Consider the following 16117-nt stretch of genomic DNA (forward strand, 5'->3'; position numbering starts at 1 on the left):
GGGTATGGGCTCACCAATCGTCGTCATGGGGGTGTCCGGTTCAGGGAAGTCGACCGTTGGGGCAGCGCTCGCGCAACGTCTGCGTGTTCCGTTTGCGGATGCCGACGACTTTCATCCGGAGGCCAATATCGCCAAAATGACCGCGGGTCATCCGCTCGACGACGATGACCGAAGGCCCTGGCTGGAGGCCATCGGTGACTGGCTGGCCGCGCACCCTGCCGGTGGCGTGATGAGCTGCTCGGCGCTCAAGCGCACCTACCGCGATCAGCTCCGTGGCCACTGGCCGTTGGTCGAATTCCTGCATCTGGCCGGAACCCCTGAAGTGATCGGCCGCAGGCAGGCCAGTCGGCCGGGCCATTTCATGCCCGCATCGCTGTTGAAATCCCAATTCGACACGCTCGAGCCGCTCGAGCCCGATGAGCGCGGCGTCGTGGTCGACGTCGACCAGAACATCGACGCCATCATCGAAAACTATCTCGCCACCACCCGACAGGAGCATTAGATGATCTCGGGAATCACCTTTCTCGCCGACGACGCGCCAAAGCTGACGGAACCGGTCGCGTCCGGGTTGCAACTGGTCCTCGCGTTCCTCGCGGGCATCGCCGTGATCGTCGTGCTGATCACCCTGGTCAAACTGCACCCATTCCTCTCGTTGCTCTTCGGCGCCCTGACCGTGGGCATCGTCGCCGATGAGAACATCCAGACCGTACTGACCTCGTTCTCAAAGGGATTCGGTGATACCGCAGCGGGCGTCGGCATTCTGATCGCCCTCGGCGCGATGTTCGCCAAACTCCTCGCCGATTCCGGGGGAGCCGACGAGATCGTCGACACCATCGTCGGGCATGCGTCACCGCGAATGTTGCCGTGGGCAATGGCTTTGGTGGGCGCCATCATCGGCCTGCCCATGTTCTTCGAGATCGGTCTGGTTCTGCTGATCCCGGTCATCTACCTGGTGTCTCGCCGATCGCAACTGTCGCTGATCACCGTCGGAATCCCGGCTCTGGCAGGGCTTTCCGCCATGCACGGCTTCGTACCGCCCCATCCTGGGCCGCTGACCGCCATCGGGCTGCTCAACGCGGATCTGGGCGTCACGCTGGCGCTAGGCGTGGCCGTGGCCGTGCCGACGATCATCTTGGCGGGGCCGCTGTTTGGGAAGCTGGCCGGCAAATGGGTCGTCGTGGACGCCCCCGATACCTTCGACGCGGACCGGTTCGCCGAAGACGGAAACGTCCGTCGGCCGTCATTCGGGATCACGCTGTTCAGCGTTCTGTTGCCGGTAGTCTTGATGCTCGGTAAAGCGTTGGTGGATATCTTCATCGACGATAAGAAGAACTTCGTCCGGCAAGTCTTCGACACCCTGGGCACGCCGCTGATCGCTCTTCTCATCGCCGTTATCGTGGGCTTGTTCACGCTCGGTCGCGGTGCGGGAATGGGCCGTGACGAGGTCACCAAGTGCATTGAGTCAGGTCTACCGCCGATCGCCGGAATCATCCTGATCGTCGCTGCCGGCGGCGGCTTCAAACAGGTGCTGGTGGACAGTGGTATCGGTACGCTGCTGGCTCGCTGGGCGGAGGGCGCCAACATCTCGGTGCTGGTGCTCGCCTGGGTGATCGCCGTCCTGATCCGACTCGCCACGGGTTCGGCGACCGTCGCAACCATCACCGCGTCATCGCTGATCGTGCCGTTGGTCGCGGGCATGCCTTCCGGACAGGTTTCGCTGGTGGTGCTGGCCGTCGGTGCGGGATCGCTGTTCTTCTCCCATGTCAACGACGCCGGGTTCTGGTTGGTCAACCAGTACTTCCGGCTCACCGTCGGTCAGACCATCAAGACGTGGTCGATCATGGAGACCGTGCTGTCGGTCAGCGGGCTCGGCGTGGTCATGTTGTTGAGTCTTGTGGTCTAGAAACGAAGTGGTCTAGAAACGAAGAAGCCCCCGGCGCGAAAATCGCGCCGGGGGTTTTCTTTGTCAGCTGACGTGTCTAGCCTTTGACGACCTGCGTGCCGCCGGCGAGTTCATCATGCTTGCCCTGTTTGGTGGGACTGCTGTTGATGGTCACCGCAATGACGATCTCGGCGATGAAGGCCAGCAGGCCACCGATGAACGGAATGATGGCCAGCAGGGTGAAGGCGTTACGAATGGCGGACTGCTTGACGTCCGGTTTCGGCGCGCCACCCGGTCCATGGACACTGAGCCCGAAGATTTTCTTGGCCGGCGTCCAGCCCTGCGTCACCTCGAAACCCACGAAGTAGGCGAAGGTCAGCACACCCGAGAAGATGCCTGCCACAAGGACATAGCTGTCGCCGCTGATCAAGTACGCCAAGATCCACGAGACGGCGGCGACGATGATGCCGTCGATCAAGCGGGCGACAAAGCGGATGCCCAGAGTGCCGGGGACCTGCCCACCGACCGGTCCCTGTGCCGGGTATCCGTAACCCGGGGCTTCGCCGTACTGCGGCGGGGGTGGCGGATAGCCACCGGGCTGGCCGTAGGACTGCGGCGGCGGCGGTGGGGGATAGCCGCCCTGCTGGTAGCCGCCCGGCTGCTGGCCGTACTGCGGTGGCGGCGGCGGCGGCGGATAGCCGCCAGGTTGGGGCGGGTTATTCGGATCGTAATCACCCGTGGTCATCAGATTTGGCTCCCTGTCGAGGTCGTCGATGGGAGATAACCTACCGCGCCGGTCCACGACTGGGCGTTGTTCACCGCGCCGAGAATTAAATACACCGCCGGGCGAAAGTGCTCGCACACCCGGCGGTGTATCAGCTCGTGATCAGCGCTTCTTGAGGGCCTTCACCTTTTTGTCGGCCTTCTTCCGTGCCACCGTCGCCAACTCTTCGCCTTGGTCGCGCGTGGTGGCGGCCAGTTCGGCGCCACGCTCTCTGGCCAATTCGGCCCATTCGGCACTGCGCTTGCTGGCAACGTCGGCGAACTCGGCGCCACGCTTGCCCGCTTCATCGGCGAGTTCCGCGCTGCGTTTGGTCGCTAGATCGGCAAAGTGTGAGCCCCGCTTGCTTGCCACCTCGGCGAACTCGGCACCGCGCTTGCTTGCCACCTCGGCGAGTTCGGCGCTGCGCTTGCTTGCCACCTCAGCGAGTTCGGCACCGCGCTTCTTGGCCGCCTCAACCAGCGGCGCTGAGCGCTCAGAGGCTTCGATGGCGAGCTCGCGACCGCGCTCGGCGCCCACCGCCAGGGTGTGCCCGGCCTTTTCCACCAACTCTGGATCGATCAGCGTGGTATTCGATCCGCTCGGCAGCGCCGAGGACACGGTGGTTCCGAGTTTCTTCGCCGCGCGCTTCCCGCGCCAACCCAGTGACGGCTTGCCCGCGGTGTCCGCTGAGGCGATGATCAGCCCACCGAGCAGGCTGAGGTCGACGAGAAAATCCTGCCGCTTCTGTGCCTTCACCACGGGATCGGTCTCAGACCAGAACATGTGCGCGCCGAGATTGCCTGGGATCACCGTGGCTGCCAGCGCTGCCGACGCGAGCCGAGGAACCTTGCCGGTGGCCAGCAGAACGCCGCCACCGATCTGGATAGCGGCGTTGACGCGCGCGACGGTTTCGGCATTGGTCGGGACGTTCGCACCGACCGGGTCAGGAAGCTTCTGCAGACCCTCCAGCGTCGGTCGGGCGACGTCGGCGGCAGGTTTGGGGCTGCGTAAGGCGGCGATACCCTGACCGATGAACGCTGCGGACAACATGGGCCTGGCGATTCTGCGTAACAACATGGACGGGGTGTTCCCACCCTTTGTTGACCGCAAACCACCGGTTCAGGGCTGGTCAGGCCGGGTCGGCTTGGTGTCGTAGGTCAGCAGCACGGCACCGGAACGGAAGCGCATCGGCTCGCGCGCCAGCCGCAGTGCGCCGGCGGGCGCTCCTGGTGGGAACAGCGGGCGACCGCGGCCCTGCACGACGGGGTAGACGAACATGCGGTACTCATCGACCAGCCCGGCGGAGATCAGGGCGTGCGTCAACGCGATACTGCCGGTGACCACGATATCTTTGCCAGGTGCTGACTTCATCTCACGCACTCGGGCCAGCGGATCATGTTCCAGCACAGTCGAATTGGTCCATCCCGGATCGGTGAGCGTGGCCGACACCACGTATTTCGCGACGCCGTTGAGGAAATCGGTGATACCGGTGCGGTCATCGGTTTGGTGGGGCCAGTAGGACCGGAAGTCCTCGAATGTCCGCCGGCCCAGCAGCATGGCATCGCAATGGGCATCCTGGCGATGCGATTCGGCGAGCAACTGGTCGTCTTGGTCAGTGGGGTCGAACCAGTCGCCGAGCAATTCGATCGACCCGTCGAGCGTGACGTTCTGGGTGATGGCGAGTGTGCGCATATCAGGTAGACCCGAACGAGCCGACGTACTGAGCGCCACCCAGGTCAGGGGTTGTTCAGCTCGAGGAAAGGCCGTTGAGAAGAAGCGCGCTCAGGTGCGTCGTGGTCTCGGCGCCGTCGTCGTAGTCGCCTTGGGCGCCAAGGGAATTCATGATCGCCAAGGTGTAGCGCTGCCCGGCTCCGGCGAATCCCACCGAATTCGTCACCCACCCGCCCTGCTCCTGCGACCAGCCGTCCTTGTTGCCCGGTGTCATCGCGGGCCCGGCGCCCCAGACGCCCCACTGCTGGTTGGGGTCGACGTTCTGCAACTGGTGCACGATGCTGGCCGTGTCGGCCGGGTCCAGCCGGGTCAGGGTGTAGTTGATCAACCTGTCGAGATCGTTGGCGGTCGTCTTCTGGAAGCCCCAGTAGGGGTATGTGCTGCTGAATCCGCGTTGTGGCGTCAGGTCGGTCATGCCGTAGCTGGGGAACGCTGCGTTGAACGCTGTGTGGTCGGGACCGCCGTACCGCGACCACAGGGTGTCGGCGGCGTCATCATCGGAGGAATGCAGCATGGCCGCGACCAGCTGCTGATCACTTCCGCTCAGGTCGAGCTTTCCGGCGTAATGCCTGCTGAGCAGGTCAACGACCATCGCCAGCTTGATGGTGGAGGCGGTCCAGATCAGATCACCGGCATGGGTATTGCGGTATATCGCGCCGGTGCTGCGGTCGCGCACTACATAGCCGACCACCCCTGGCCGGGTGGCCAGATAGGCATCTGCCACCGCGATCCGCTGTTGCAGTTCGCAGTCGGGTGATTCCGTACAGGCCGCAGAGGCGACCGGGGCGGTGACACCGGCCAGCAGCACAGCGACGGTGCTCACAAAGATGACGAGGCTGCGGCGCACCCGGTCACGCTACGCCAAGAGCAGACGCGTCGAGTTCTCCAAGAGGTCTGCGATCTGCTCATACGACGCGTATCCCATCCCCGCCCGCACCAGCGCCCCGACGTAGATCAGTTCCAGCGCGGCGATGACGTCAGGGTCGCTGTTGTCACCGAGCGCGACGGCCAGCCGGTGCTGGATCTCCAACCCGATCCGCAGCCGTAGATGCTCGACATCGGGATCCTTGCCGAGTAGAGCGTTGGTGACCGCCCCGGCCAACTCGGGCTCGTCGGCGACCAGTAACGCGATATGGCGAAGCACGGCGACCACCCTTGCGGTCGTGTCAGGCGAATCATTGGGCGGCTCAGGGGTTATGGCGAGGCGACGCCAGAACACTTCGGCGACCAGATGCTCTTTGGAGGAAAAGTAGGTGTAGGCGGTGGCTGCGCCGACCCCGGCTTCCGCGGCGACCATGCGGATGGTCAGCCCGGCATAACCCTCCCGGCTGAGGACGTTGACGGCACACCGTCCGAGCCGGTCCACGGTATCGGCCTGTTTAGCCGTCAGCCGACGTCGAGTCGACTCCCGAGCTACCAGATCGGACACATGTCCGGACGCTACTACAACACTTTGGGGTGGGCAAGCATGCGCGCTGGCCATCGGTGGTGCCGACAGGTTAGGTTGGCGCCATGACGGACACCGACGCAGCCCAGATCGCGCAAACCCAGACCGAGCGACTGTTTGCCCTCGCCGACCGGGTGATCGGGTTCATGCCGGCCGATGAGGGTCAAGCGCTGTACGACGCCGCGGTTAAGTACCTGGCCGGCGGGGTCGGCGTCGAGATCGGCACGTACTGCGGGAAATCCACCGTGCTGCTGGGTGCTGCCGCCCTGAACACCGACAGCGTGCTCTACACCATCGACCACCATCATGGTTCTGAGGAACACCAGCCTGGCTGGGAGTACCACGACACCACGATGGTCGATCCGCAGACCGGTCTTTTCGACACGCTGCCGACGTTCCGGCATACGCTCGATGCGGCTGATCTTGCGGACAATGTCGTTGCCGTCGTGGGTCGTTCGACGGTGGTCGCCAGGGATTGGCACACGCCGCTGAACCTGCTGTTCATCGACGGCGGTCACACCGAAGCGGCCGCGCACCGCGATTTCGACGGGTGGGCCAAATGGGTCGAACGCGGTAGCGCGTTGGTGATCCACGATGTCTTCCCCGACCCGGCGGACGGCGGGCAGGCGCCTTACCAGATCTATCGTCGGGCGATCGACAGCGGCGAGTTCAACGAAGTGTCGGCCACTGGCACGTTGCGGGTGCTGGAACGGATCAAAGGTAGTGCAGGCCAGGCGGTTCCGGCCTAACTTACCTTTCGCTCGGGATGCATTCACAGTCGTAATCACCCTCGAGGCCGCGAGGCAACTCCAGGCCGCGAAATATGCCGCTACCGGGTGTGGCGTTGGACAACGCATCGGCGGCCAGGATGACGGCCGCCCCGGTCCAGGTGGTGCGTTCGACGGGCCAACGCTTGCCGTCGGCGTAGACCAGGCCGGTCCAGTACGAGCCGTCGCGTTCCCGGAGATGCTGCATATTGCCGAACTGTTCGAGCGCTTCATCGCCCCTGCCCAGCGCGTCGAGGGCGCAGACCAGTTCGCAGGTCTCGGCGCCGGTGACCCAGGGCCGGTCATCGACACACCGGATGCCTATCCCGTCGACGACGAATTCGTGCCAGCGCGAATCGATTCGACTTTCGGCAGCGTCGCCGCGTAATGCGCCACACATGATGGGGTAGTACCAGTCCATCGAGTGATGAGGCTTCTCGGTGAACGCGGCGGGGTGCGTGCCCAGTGCATGCCCGAGTCGCCCGAGCGCGATCTCCCATTCCGGTTGCGGTTCGCCGAGATGATTGGCCAGCGCCAACGCGCATCGGATGCTCTGGTAAATACTGGACGAGCCGGTCACCAGCGCTTCATCGGTGTGGCCGGAAGGTCCTTTACCCCAGGCGATTTCGCCACCAGCGAGCTGCAGGCCGAGCACGAACTCGATGGCCGCGCTCACTGTCGGCCACATCATGGCGGCGAAGGCGTCGTCACCGGTGACCAGGACGTGATGCCAGACGCCGGTGGCGATGTAGGCGCAGAAATTACTGTCGCTGTTGGCATCTTCGACGGCGCCTGCCCGGAACTGGATGGGCCATGAGCCGTCGGCGCGCTGTTGGCGCCGAGACCAGGCAAAGGCGGCCCTGGCAGGTTCGAGCAGGCCTGCGGCGGTCAGCGCCATCGCGCATTCGATGTGGTCCCACGGGTCGGTGTGGCCCATCGCCGACCACGGGATCGCGCCCGAGGGTTCTTGGGTGTGGGCGATCGACCTCGCCGTGTCCAGACACTGCGCCGCGGTGAGTACTCCGGGTACCTCCGGGATATCACCCGGGCGCATCGGCATCTTTCCCTACGTCTGTGGCTTTTTCGAAGTACAGCGCGACGCTCTTGCCGATCACCGGGTTCAGGGCCGCTTCGGCCGCCCTGGTCAACAGCGGGCGCGACATCATGTCCCAGACCAGCATCTTGTGGTAGGTCGACACGATGGGGTTGTCGGTCTTCTCCATGCCCACAGCGCATTTGAGCCACCAGAACGGCGAATGCAGGGCATGCGCGAAGTGGGTGTGGGTGAAGCGCATACCGCGCGCCTTGATCTTGTCGCGCAGTGCACTGGCCTGGTAGATCCGGACGTGCCCGCCCTCGTTGGCGTGATACTCGTCAGACAGTAACCAGCACACCCGCTCGGGCAGCCAGCGCGGCACCGTCACCGCCAGGGTGCCACCCACCTTGAGCACCCGCACCAGCTCGGCGATAGCAGCATCATCGGCGGGCACATGCTCCAGGATCTCCGAGGCGATCACCACATCGAAGCTGTTGTCGGGGTAGGGCAATGCCAATGCGTCACCGGCCCGGGCCTCGGCACTGGCCGTTGCCGGCACTTCGCCCGCCTCGGCCATCGCCTCGAACATCTTGGCCACATCGGCCAGTTCGGCGACATCCTGGTCGAAGGCGATGATGTCGGCGCCGCGCCGGTAGGCCTCGAAACTGTGCCGTCCCGCACCGCACCCGACGTCAATGACCTTGGTGTCCGGCCCGATACCCAACCGGTCGAAATCGACTGTCAGCATGCTTTCATCCGTTCGATTGCCCGCTGGTAGACGTTAACCGTCTGTGCCGCAACGGATTCCCAACTGTAAACATCCAGAGCGCGTCGTCGTCCCGCGGCGCCGAGGCGTTGCCGCTTGGCGGGGGAGTCCAGTAACTCGCCGAGCGCGGCGGTCAGTTCCTCGACATTACCCGGCTCCACCAGTTCCGCGCATGAGCCGTCGTCACCGAGCACTTCCGGGAGTGCGCCGGCCCGGCTGGCCACCACGGGTGTCCCGGAGGCCATCGCCTCGACCGCGGGTAACGAGAAACCCTCGTAAAGCGAAGGGATGCAAGCAACTTCAGAGGATGCCAACAACGCTGCAAGTTCGGCGTCGGTGACCCCGCTGGAGATGTGCACGATATCGGAGATGCCGAGTTCGGCGATCAGTTTTTCCGTGGGCCCCTTGCTTTCCAGCCTGGCCACCAGTTGCAGCTCGACATCGCGTTCGGTGCGAAGTTTGGCCACCGCCTGCAGCAGGTTCGCCACGCCCTTGAGTGGGACGTCGGCGCTGGCGATCGCGATGATCCTCCCCTCGACGCGGGGTACCTCGGTGGGGCTGAACACCTCGGTGTTCACCCCGAGCGGGACGATGTGCAGCTGATCGGGCCTGACCCCGAAATCGTCGGCGATATCGGTCGCCGATGTGCTCGAGACGGTGAGCAGGTCGGGGATGCTGCGTGCGACCCGCTTCTGCATTTCGGCGAAGCCGTACCACCGGTGCACGAGCGGTTTGCGCCACCAGCGCGCGGCGGCGAGGTCGAGGACCCGGTCGCGGGTGATGGGGTGGTGCACGGTGGCGACCACGGGCAGGCCGGCCGCGACGATCTTGCGCAGGCCGGTGCCCAGACTCTGGTTGTCGTGTACGACGTCGAAATCGTCGAGACGGGTGGCGAGCAGGCGTGCGGCGCGCAATCCGAACGTCCTGGGCTCGGGAAAGCCGGCGGTCCACATGGTGCCCAGCTCGAGCAGGTCGATCCGGTCCTTGATCTCGCTGGGCCGCGGTACCCGGAAGGGATCGGGTTCGCGGTAGAGGTCCAGGCTCGGCACCTCAACGAGCCGCACCCGCGGATCGAGACCGCCCGGATAGGGCGGGCCGGAGAAGACTTCCACGTGATGGCCCAGTTCCACGAGCCCACGGCTGAGGTGACGGACGTAGACGCCCTGCCCGCCGCAGTGTGTCTTGCTGCGGTAGGACAGTAGTGCGATCCGCATACCTAAACCTCTCCCGGAACTGTCGTGGCGGGGGACCCGGGAATCCCGCCGCTTTTTCTGGACAACTGTCTGGACTTTAATTCGCCTGGCTAGGTGACGCAACGCGCCAGGGTCTCGGCCCCTTCCTAAGGCTCTGTCAAGCGCCCCCGACCGGTACCCGCGACACTGGCACGATGAATCAGACCTGGGAGCCGCTCGCAACGGGTGTCTACCGCTGTAGGCTGGCATTTCTCGACGTCACTGTCGGATTGGTGCTGGGTCGAGACGGGGTTCTGCTGGTCGATAGTGGAACGACTTTCGACGAAGCCCGCTCCATCCAGAGCGATGTGCGGACCTTCGACGATCGTGATGTCAGCCATCTGGTGCTGACGCATGACCACTTCGACCATATCCTGGGTTCGGCCGTGTTCGCCGCCGCCGCCTGTTACGGCATGCCCGCGGTGGCGGACACCATGGCGCATCGCACTGACTATTTGCGTGAGCATGCGCTGCGTTACGGCGCTGACGCGGCGGATATCGACCAGGTGCTCGCGGCGATCCGGTTGCCGACGCGTCTGGTGCATCAGGCCACGATCGACCTCGGTGACCGCACCGTCGAAGTGGAGCATCCCGGCGCCGGACATACCGACCACGATCTGGTTGTCCGGGTGCCACCGCTGCGCGATACCGATCCGGTGGTGGTGTTCTGTGGTGACTTGGTCGAAGAGTCCGGCGATCCGTCGATCGAACCCGACTCAGATATCGCGCAGTGGGTGCACACCCTGGACCGGGTGTTGGCGATCGGCGGCCCTGACGCGGTCTATGTGCCCGGCCATGGCGCGGTGGTGGATGCCGACTTCCTCCGGCGTCAACAGCAGTGGCTGCGCAGTCGCGCAGTCACCACCTGATAGTCAGAAACCGGTAGTCAGAACCCGGTCGAGCATGTCCACGAAGTAGTCGGCCGAAGTCATCGACAAACACATCGGCGGCTTCATCTTCAACACGTTCACATGGTCGCCGGTGGGCTGCACGATCACCCCGAGCTCACGCATCCGTTCACAGATCGCTTCGGTCTCGGTATCGGCGGGTTCGAGGGTGACGCTGTCCCTGACGAGCTCCACACCCATGTAGAGGCCGCTGCCGTGCACCGCGCCGATGATCGGATGTCGGTCGGCGAGTTCGGTCAGTCGGGTCCTCAAATGCTCACCGACCTCGAAAGCGTTGGCCTGCAAACCTTCTCGCTCGATGATATCGAGCACCGTGAGCCCGACGACGCTGGATACCGGGCTGCCGCCCGCGGAGGAGAAGAAATACCCCTGCGTGCGGTACGCATCGGCGATGGCCCTGCTGGTGATCACAGCACCCAGTGGTTGACCGTTACCCATCGCTTTGGCGACGGTGACGATGTCTGGTAACACCCCCTGTTGCTGAAATCCCCAGAACCACGCACCGAGTCGGCCGTAACCCACCTGCACCTCATCGGCGATCGCCAGTCCGCCCGCCGACCGTACGGCGGCATACACATCGGCCAGATAACCGTCGGGCAGGGCCACCCCGCCCGCGTTGCCATAGAAGGGTTCACAGATGAACGCCGCCGGGGGGTTGCCTTGCGCGGCAAGCTCTTCGATGATTGCGGCGGCTTCCGGGCCGTACTTGCCGGCGTCGGGACCGCGGTGCTCACCGCGGAAACTGTTGGGCGATGGCACGGTGTGCACCCACGACGGTCGCGTCGCCAGCGCATTGGGGTTATCGGCGACCGAGGTGGAGATCGCATCGGTGGCGTAGGTCCAGCCGTGATAGGCCTCGGCGACTGCGACGATATCGTGGCGGCCGGTGACGGCGAAGGCCAGCCGCAGTGCCAGGTCGACCGCTTCGGAGCCGGAATTGACCAGGAAGACGGTGTCCAGCGGGTCGGGCAGGGTGGCGGCCAACCGCTCGGAGAAATCGACGACGGCCTGATAGTGGAAGCGTGAGTTGGTATTGAGCCGCCGCCACTGTCGCGCGACCGCATCGGCCAGCTCTGGATGGCCGTGGCCGACCGCCGCGACATTGTTGACCATATCGAGATAGCTACGCCCGTCGGTGTCCAACAGGTATTCGCGCCAACCCCGTTCAATTCGCGGCGGGTCGCGGTAGTACTGCTCCTGCACTGCGGCGAAGGCGTCACCGCGCCGCTGCGCCAGGCTCGCCGAGTCCGGCCCACCGGGCGCCGCGTCGGTGGTGATGCCCAACAACGACAGCGGATCGCGGGTCAGCGCCAACCACCCCGGGGCGTATTCCGGACGGACGAACGCTGGCACCCGGATATCGCCGTCGCTGCCGGCCTCGAGCTGGATCCACAGCCGCCCCGCGGTGGCTTCGCCCAGCGGAGTACCCGCGCTGACGGCGTGCCCTACTTGTACCGCCTCGCCGGGCCGCAACGCCCCGCGCAGGTGCAGGACGCCTATCTCGGCGCCGTCGCCGGCCAGGGCAAGCTCATGTTCGTTCACGGCGGTGACCAAGCCGCCGAACGGAGCCACCAGCGTCGTCTCCTGGCCCAGCCACACGTCGACCCCGGTGGGTACGGTGGCAGGCGATTCAGTGCTCAGCGCAACGGATCTGGTCAAACGTGGCCGCGCGTAGGCGGTCACCACCGCGGCTGCCCCATCGGCTAGCGCCGCCGCAGCCAGGGCGTCCTCGCTATCGGTGTGCAGCCAGCGGCCCGCGTCGAGGCCATCGGATTCCGTGCTCAGGTCGAGCTGACGCAGTGCGCCGGCTCCGATGGCGGGAAACAGTGGACTCGATACCGGAACGGACGGCGGTGCGGGCGCGCAGCCGAGCGCATCGGCGATCAGTGCAGTCATGACCTCAGACGGCACGGACAGCGATCGCTCGAAGATTCGCCACTCATGCTCCAAAGCGCTTGTGGCGTACTCATTATCGGTATCGATCGCGGTTTGCTGATGGCCGCTGACGATCAGAATTGCCGCCCGCAGCACCACCAGCGGCCACAGCGCGGTGATCTCTGCAGCGCTCAGCGGCCTTTCCCGATGGAAGGCGGTGATGATCGGCAGGGCTGCCGCGGGCTCGCCACCGGCATGCCGTAGCACCGACGAAACGGTCACGGCCAGCTCGCCGACGGTCCACGAGCGGGTCAGGTCACCGAAGTCGATGATGCCGTCGGGCCGCCCATCGCGCGGGGAGCACACAACATTGTCGTCGGTGATATCGCAGTGGATCACCTGGCTGCTCAACTCGCCGGCGACCGCGGACACCGCCCGCCAGGCCTGCGCTGCGGCCATCTCGATCTGGGTTCGTCGACCGCTGTCGGTGACATACGGCGCCAACAAGTCGATCGTCCGGTCGGCGTATTGCAGGTCCCATTGCAGCACCCGGTCCACGCCGGGGTGGTCGAACGCGGCCAGGGCGCAGCTGGCGCGGCCGGCCAGGGTACCCAACGCCGACCACCGGTGCGGTGCCACATACCGATCACCGCTCATCGTGCCGCCGTCCAGGTAGGCGATGATGCGGGCGTAGAGGGTGCCGCCGTCGGGGCCCCTCACCTCGGCAATGGGGGCCACCCCGGGCAGCGCGATGTTCTCCGCCGTGCGCAGGCCCGCCTGGCCGGCGGCGACGAAAGCCGCCGCCGCGTCCTGTGCCTCGACCTCAAGGCGACGAAACGCCGGGTTGGCGATCTTGAGCACCCCCACCGGGTGACCGTCGGCGCCGGCGAGCAGAAAGTTGGCGTCCTGCTGACTGCCCAGTGGGGTCACGCCTGCGGCAGGGATCTCGAGACCGAAATGGTCCCTGGCGATCGTCACCGCGTCGGCGACGGTAACGGTCGGCGCTGGCAGTTCCTCGGCCTGGAAAAAATCGAAAAGAGTCATGGCGACGTTCACGGTATCGGCTTTCTGCACCGGCCGATACGGTGGACTCATGCGTGCGCTGATCATCGTCGACGTCCAGAACGACTTCTGCGAGGGCGGCTCCCTGGCTGTTTCGGGCTGCGGCACGGTGGCGCGTGCCATCAGCAACCGGCTTGCCGGTGATCACGGCTACGACCATGTGGTGGCCACCAAGGACTTCCACATTGATCCGGGCGCACATTTTTCTGATCAGCCCGACTACGCGGAGTCGTGGCCCCGGCACTGCGTCGCGGGGACGCCCGGAGCGGAATTTCATCCCGGTCTCGATACCAGTGCGATCGAGGCGGTGTTCCTCAAAGGCGGCCACGCAGCGGCCTACAGCGGTTTCGAGGGTGTCGACGAGACACAGACCCCGCTGGCCGACTGGCTTCGCCACCACGACGTCGACGAAGTCGATGTGGCCGGTATTGCCACCGATTACTGCGTTGTCGCCACCGCCGTCGACGCAGTCCGTGCCGGATTCACCACCAGGGTGCTGCTGGATCTGACCGCGGGGGTTGCCCCGGAATCGACCGCACGGGCCATCGCGGAGCTACGCGGGGCGGATGTCGAGATCATCGGCCAGACAACGATTTCACCGATGACCGCGCAGTGAAACTTGATGACGCCGGTACCCTGGCCGCAGCGCAGAGATCGCTTCAGGCCGCGGGTCAAGGCAACCGTGGCGAGTGGGTCGGTCTTTTCACGCCCGACGGCCGGGTCGAGGATCCCGTCGGGTCCCGACCGCATATCGGGTCCGGCCAGATCGCGGCGTTCTACGACACGTTCATCGGGCCGCGGCAGATTGCGTATCGCAGCACCGCCGATATCGTCTCCGGGTCGACGGTGATCCGCGACCTGACGCTCGATGTCCGGATGGGTTCGACAGTGACGATGGCCATCCCGGCTTTTCTGCGCTATGTGGTGCGTGAGTCCCAAGGTGAGGTCAAGGTCGCTGAGCTGCAAGCATTTTGGGAGCTCCCTGCGATGATCGCCCAGTTCGCTGGAAACGGACTGCGGGCGATTCCCGCCGGGTTGAAACTCGGCGGCGCACTGCTGGTCAACCAACGACTCGACGGTTCGGTCGGCTTTCTGCGCGGGTTGCGCCGGGTCGGCCGTCCCGCGCGGATCGCGATGGGGGCGTTGTCGGCGGCGTTGTCTGGCGCCGACGAGATCACCACCCGCCGGCTGCTGTCTGGAGCCACCGTGATCCTCGGTGACGATAAACCCATCGGCATCGACAGGTTGGCTGACGGTTTACGTGGCGCCACCTTCACCAAGGAGATCGCGGCGGGGCGGTGTATCGCGGTGTCCACGACGACCGAGGCGGGCCGCGGGGTGATGATCGCCGATTTCGGCCCCGATCAGTCGATCGCCCGGCTGCGCTATTTCGCCCCATGATCCAGTGCACCCCGGCCACGTGGGTGGCGCAATAGCTGCGAAACAGAACGCGAACATCGCTGACGCCTCCGCGTAGTCGACTTGGGGCATGACCCGTGCCGGCGACCACATCCTGGACGGGATCATCGGGTGGGCGAGCGACCCCGCCATCGCAGAGCGACTCCACGAACTGAGCCATCGCGAGCGTGTGGAGTACGTCGACCTGGATGTGCACGATCTGGATCGCACCAGGCTGCGGATCACCTCGGATGCCGGCACCGACTACGCGGTCATCGTTGCTCGGGGCAGCGCGCTCGCTGATGGCGCAGTCCTGCTGCTGGAGACCGACCGTGCCGTCGTGGTGCGCGCCGGTGCGCCGCGGACGCTGACATTGCGCGCGACAGATCTCGCGGCCGCGCTGCGCCTCGGCTTTCTGGCCGGGCACCTGCACTGGAAAGTCACCCAGGACGACCACACGCTGGTGGTGCATCTAGAAGGTCCGGAATCCGACTACACCTCCCGGATCGCCGACCTGCTGGCGGCCGGGCGCATCGAATCGCCCACGAGCACGCCGGCGTCGGCGTGACCGATCTCGGACAGCTGCTCGCCGCAATCCGCTTCGCCGACAGCGCATTTCCGACCGGTGGATTCGCGTTCTCCTCAGGGTTGGAGGGTGCCTACCGGGATGGGTTGGTGCGCGACGAGGTCGATGTGACCGATTTCGCCGCAGAACAACTCGTGGGACGGTGGCACCAGTGCGACCGCGTCCTGATGCACCGCGCCTGGGCCCAGCCGAATCCGCTCGCCGTGGACGTCTTGGCCGAGACCGTCGGCACGATATCGGTGCTGCGTGAGGCCTCGCGGCGCGCCGGTGCCGCCGTTCTGACGACGTTCGCTGCGATCGGGGAGTGCGGGCAGCCCGCCGAAGTGGCCGACTACCGCGCCCTGGTGCTCACCGGGGCCGCGGCCGGTCACCTCCCGGTGGCGCAGGCGATCTGCTTTTGCGCCGTCGGTCTCACCCTGGAGACCGCAGATGCCGTCGCGGCATGGCAAGTGATATCCGGGACCACCGGGGCCGCACTGCGTCTCGGCATCTGCGGTCACCTCGGCGCCCAACGCATCCTGACCGCGCTGACCCCGCTTCTGCTCGACGTGTTGCGGCGTATCCCACCCGCCGAGCCCTGTCCCTTCACCACCTACGCCGATATCGCCGCCCAACGCCGCGACGATGGCGTCCGCCTGTTCGCCAGCTGAAGGAGGAGCCCCCA

At 65.5% G+C, this 16117-nt stretch carries 17 protein-coding genes; 8 read left to right on the top strand and 9 right to left on the bottom strand.

Annotated features, from left to right (window positions below):
• Nucleotides 1-4: 4 nt before the first annotated feature.
• Both ADBZ9O_RS16170 and ADBZ9O_RS16175 read left to right on the top strand, forming a co-directional pair.
• Entirely contained in the window at nucleotides 5-502 is a 498-nt protein-coding gene (locus ADBZ9O_RS16170; RefSeq protein WP_526523539.1) for a gluconokinase, read from the top strand.
• On the top strand, nucleotides 503-1903 hold the full coding sequence (locus ADBZ9O_RS16175; protein WP_526523541.1) for a GntP family permease: 1401 nt from the start codon (nucleotides 503-505) through the stop codon (nucleotides 1901-1903).
• A 76-nt stretch (nucleotides 1904-1979) separates the two neighbouring features.
• Here the strand turns inward: ADBZ9O_RS16175 and ADBZ9O_RS16180 are convergent, their stop codons facing one another.
• The 5 genes from ADBZ9O_RS16180 to ADBZ9O_RS16200 form a co-directional block, all read right to left on the bottom strand.
• Nucleotides 1980-2627: an RDD family protein gene (locus ADBZ9O_RS16180; protein WP_526523543.1), complete on the bottom strand. Its 648-nt coding sequence runs from the start codon at nucleotides 2625-2627 to the stop codon at nucleotides 1980-1982.
• A gap of 141 nt (nucleotides 2628-2768) precedes the next feature.
• Complete coding sequence (locus tag ADBZ9O_RS16185; protein ID WP_526523545.1) at nucleotides 2769-3722, bottom strand: DoxX family protein; 954 nt, start codon at nucleotides 3720-3722, stop codon at nucleotides 2769-2771.
• A 42-nt stretch (nucleotides 3723-3764) separates the two neighbouring features.
• Nucleotides 3765-4337 carry a dihydrofolate reductase family protein gene (locus ADBZ9O_RS16190; RefSeq protein WP_526523547.1) on the bottom strand — a complete coding sequence of 191 codons (573 nt, stop codon included), beginning with the start codon at nucleotides 4335-4337 and terminating at the stop codon, nucleotides 3765-3767.
• 55 nt (nucleotides 4338-4392) lie between these two features.
• On the bottom strand, nucleotides 4393-5223 hold the full coding sequence (locus tag ADBZ9O_RS16195; RefSeq protein WP_526523549.1) for a serine hydrolase: 831 nt from the start codon (nucleotides 5221-5223) through the stop codon (nucleotides 4393-4395).
• 9 nt (nucleotides 5224-5232) lie between these two features.
• Nucleotides 5233-5805, bottom strand: coding sequence for a TetR/AcrR family transcriptional regulator (locus tag ADBZ9O_RS16200; RefSeq protein WP_526523551.1), 573 nt, complete (start codon nucleotides 5803-5805; stop codon nucleotides 5233-5235).
• 83 nt (nucleotides 5806-5888) lie between these two features.
• On the opposite strand from ADBZ9O_RS16200, the gene ADBZ9O_RS16205 reads away from it, so the two are divergent.
• Nucleotides 5889-6572 carry a class I SAM-dependent methyltransferase gene (locus ADBZ9O_RS16205; protein ID WP_526523552.1) on the top strand — a complete coding sequence of 228 codons (684 nt, stop codon included), beginning with the start codon at nucleotides 5889-5891 and terminating at the stop codon, nucleotides 6570-6572.
• Between the two features lies 1 nt (nucleotide 6573).
• Here ADBZ9O_RS16205 and mmpH read toward each other — a convergent pair whose 3' ends face one another.
• Genes mmpH through manT form a run of 3 tightly spaced genes read right to left on the bottom strand, consistent with a single transcriptional unit; the run spans nucleotide 6574 to nucleotide 9606 of the window.
• Complete coding sequence (mmpH, locus tag ADBZ9O_RS16210; protein WP_526533208.1) at nucleotides 6574-7644, bottom strand: MMP endo-(1,4)-3-O-methyl-alpha-D-mannosidase; 1071 nt, start codon at nucleotides 7642-7644, stop codon at nucleotides 6574-6576.
• The gene (locus ADBZ9O_RS16215) at nucleotides 7631-8374 is read right to left on the bottom strand and encodes a class I SAM-dependent methyltransferase (RefSeq protein ID WP_526523554.1); all 744 of its coding nucleotides are present in this window, start codon (nucleotides 8372-8374) and stop codon (nucleotides 7631-7633) included. The genes mmpH and ADBZ9O_RS16215 overlap by 14 nt, the downstream gene beginning before the upstream one ends.
• The gene (manT, locus tag ADBZ9O_RS16220; RefSeq protein ID WP_526523556.1) at nucleotides 8368-9606 is read right to left on the bottom strand and encodes an MMP alpha-(1->4)-mannosyltransferase; all 1239 of its coding nucleotides are present in this window, start codon (nucleotides 9604-9606) and stop codon (nucleotides 8368-8370) included. Before manT ends, ADBZ9O_RS16215 begins: the two co-directional genes overlap by 7 nt.
• Nucleotides 9607-9779: 173 nt before the next feature.
• Between manT and ADBZ9O_RS16225 the strand changes: the two genes are divergently transcribed.
• Nucleotides 9780-10493 (top strand): MBL fold metallo-hydrolase, encoded by a 714-nt coding sequence (locus ADBZ9O_RS16225; protein ID WP_526523558.1) that lies wholly within the window; start codon nucleotides 9780-9782, stop codon nucleotides 10491-10493.
• A gap of 3 nt (nucleotides 10494-10496) precedes the next feature.
• Here ADBZ9O_RS16225 and ADBZ9O_RS16230 read toward each other — a convergent pair whose 3' ends face one another.
• The gene (locus ADBZ9O_RS16230) at nucleotides 10497-13502 is read right to left on the bottom strand and encodes an aminotransferase (RefSeq protein WP_526523560.1); all 3006 of its coding nucleotides are present in this window, start codon (nucleotides 13500-13502) and stop codon (nucleotides 10497-10499) included.
• On the opposite strand from ADBZ9O_RS16230, the gene ADBZ9O_RS16235 reads away from it, so the two are divergent.
• The 4 genes from ADBZ9O_RS16235 to ADBZ9O_RS16250 all read left to right on the top strand — a co-directional run bounded on the left by ADBZ9O_RS16235 (nucleotide 13501) and on the right by ADBZ9O_RS16250 (nucleotide 16103).
• Nucleotides 13501-14085: a nicotinamidase gene (locus ADBZ9O_RS16235; RefSeq protein WP_526523562.1), complete on the top strand. Its 585-nt coding sequence runs from the start codon at nucleotides 13501-13503 to the stop codon at nucleotides 14083-14085. The two genes, ADBZ9O_RS16230 and ADBZ9O_RS16235, sit on opposite strands and share 2 nt — an antisense overlap.
• Nucleotides 14082-14870: a nuclear transport factor 2 family protein gene (locus ADBZ9O_RS16240; protein ID WP_526523564.1), complete on the top strand. Its 789-nt coding sequence runs from the start codon at nucleotides 14082-14084 to the stop codon at nucleotides 14868-14870. Before ADBZ9O_RS16235 ends, ADBZ9O_RS16240 begins: the two co-directional genes overlap by 4 nt.
• 88 nt (nucleotides 14871-14958) lie before the next feature.
• Nucleotides 14959-15435, top strand: a complete 477-nt coding sequence (gene ureE / locus ADBZ9O_RS16245) for an urease accessory protein UreE (protein WP_526523566.1) — start codon at nucleotides 14959-14961, stop codon at nucleotides 15433-15435.
• Complete coding sequence (locus ADBZ9O_RS16250) at nucleotides 15432-16103, top strand: urease accessory protein UreF (protein ID WP_526523568.1); 672 nt, start codon at nucleotides 15432-15434, stop codon at nucleotides 16101-16103. The genes ureE and ADBZ9O_RS16250 overlap by 4 nt, the downstream gene beginning before the upstream one ends.
• Nucleotides 16104-16117: the final 14 nt, after the last annotated feature.

The organism is Mycobacterium sp. (genome assembly GCF_965229105.1).
Taxonomy (GTDB): domain Bacteria; phylum Actinomycetota; class Actinomycetes; order Mycobacteriales; family Mycobacteriaceae; genus Mycobacterium.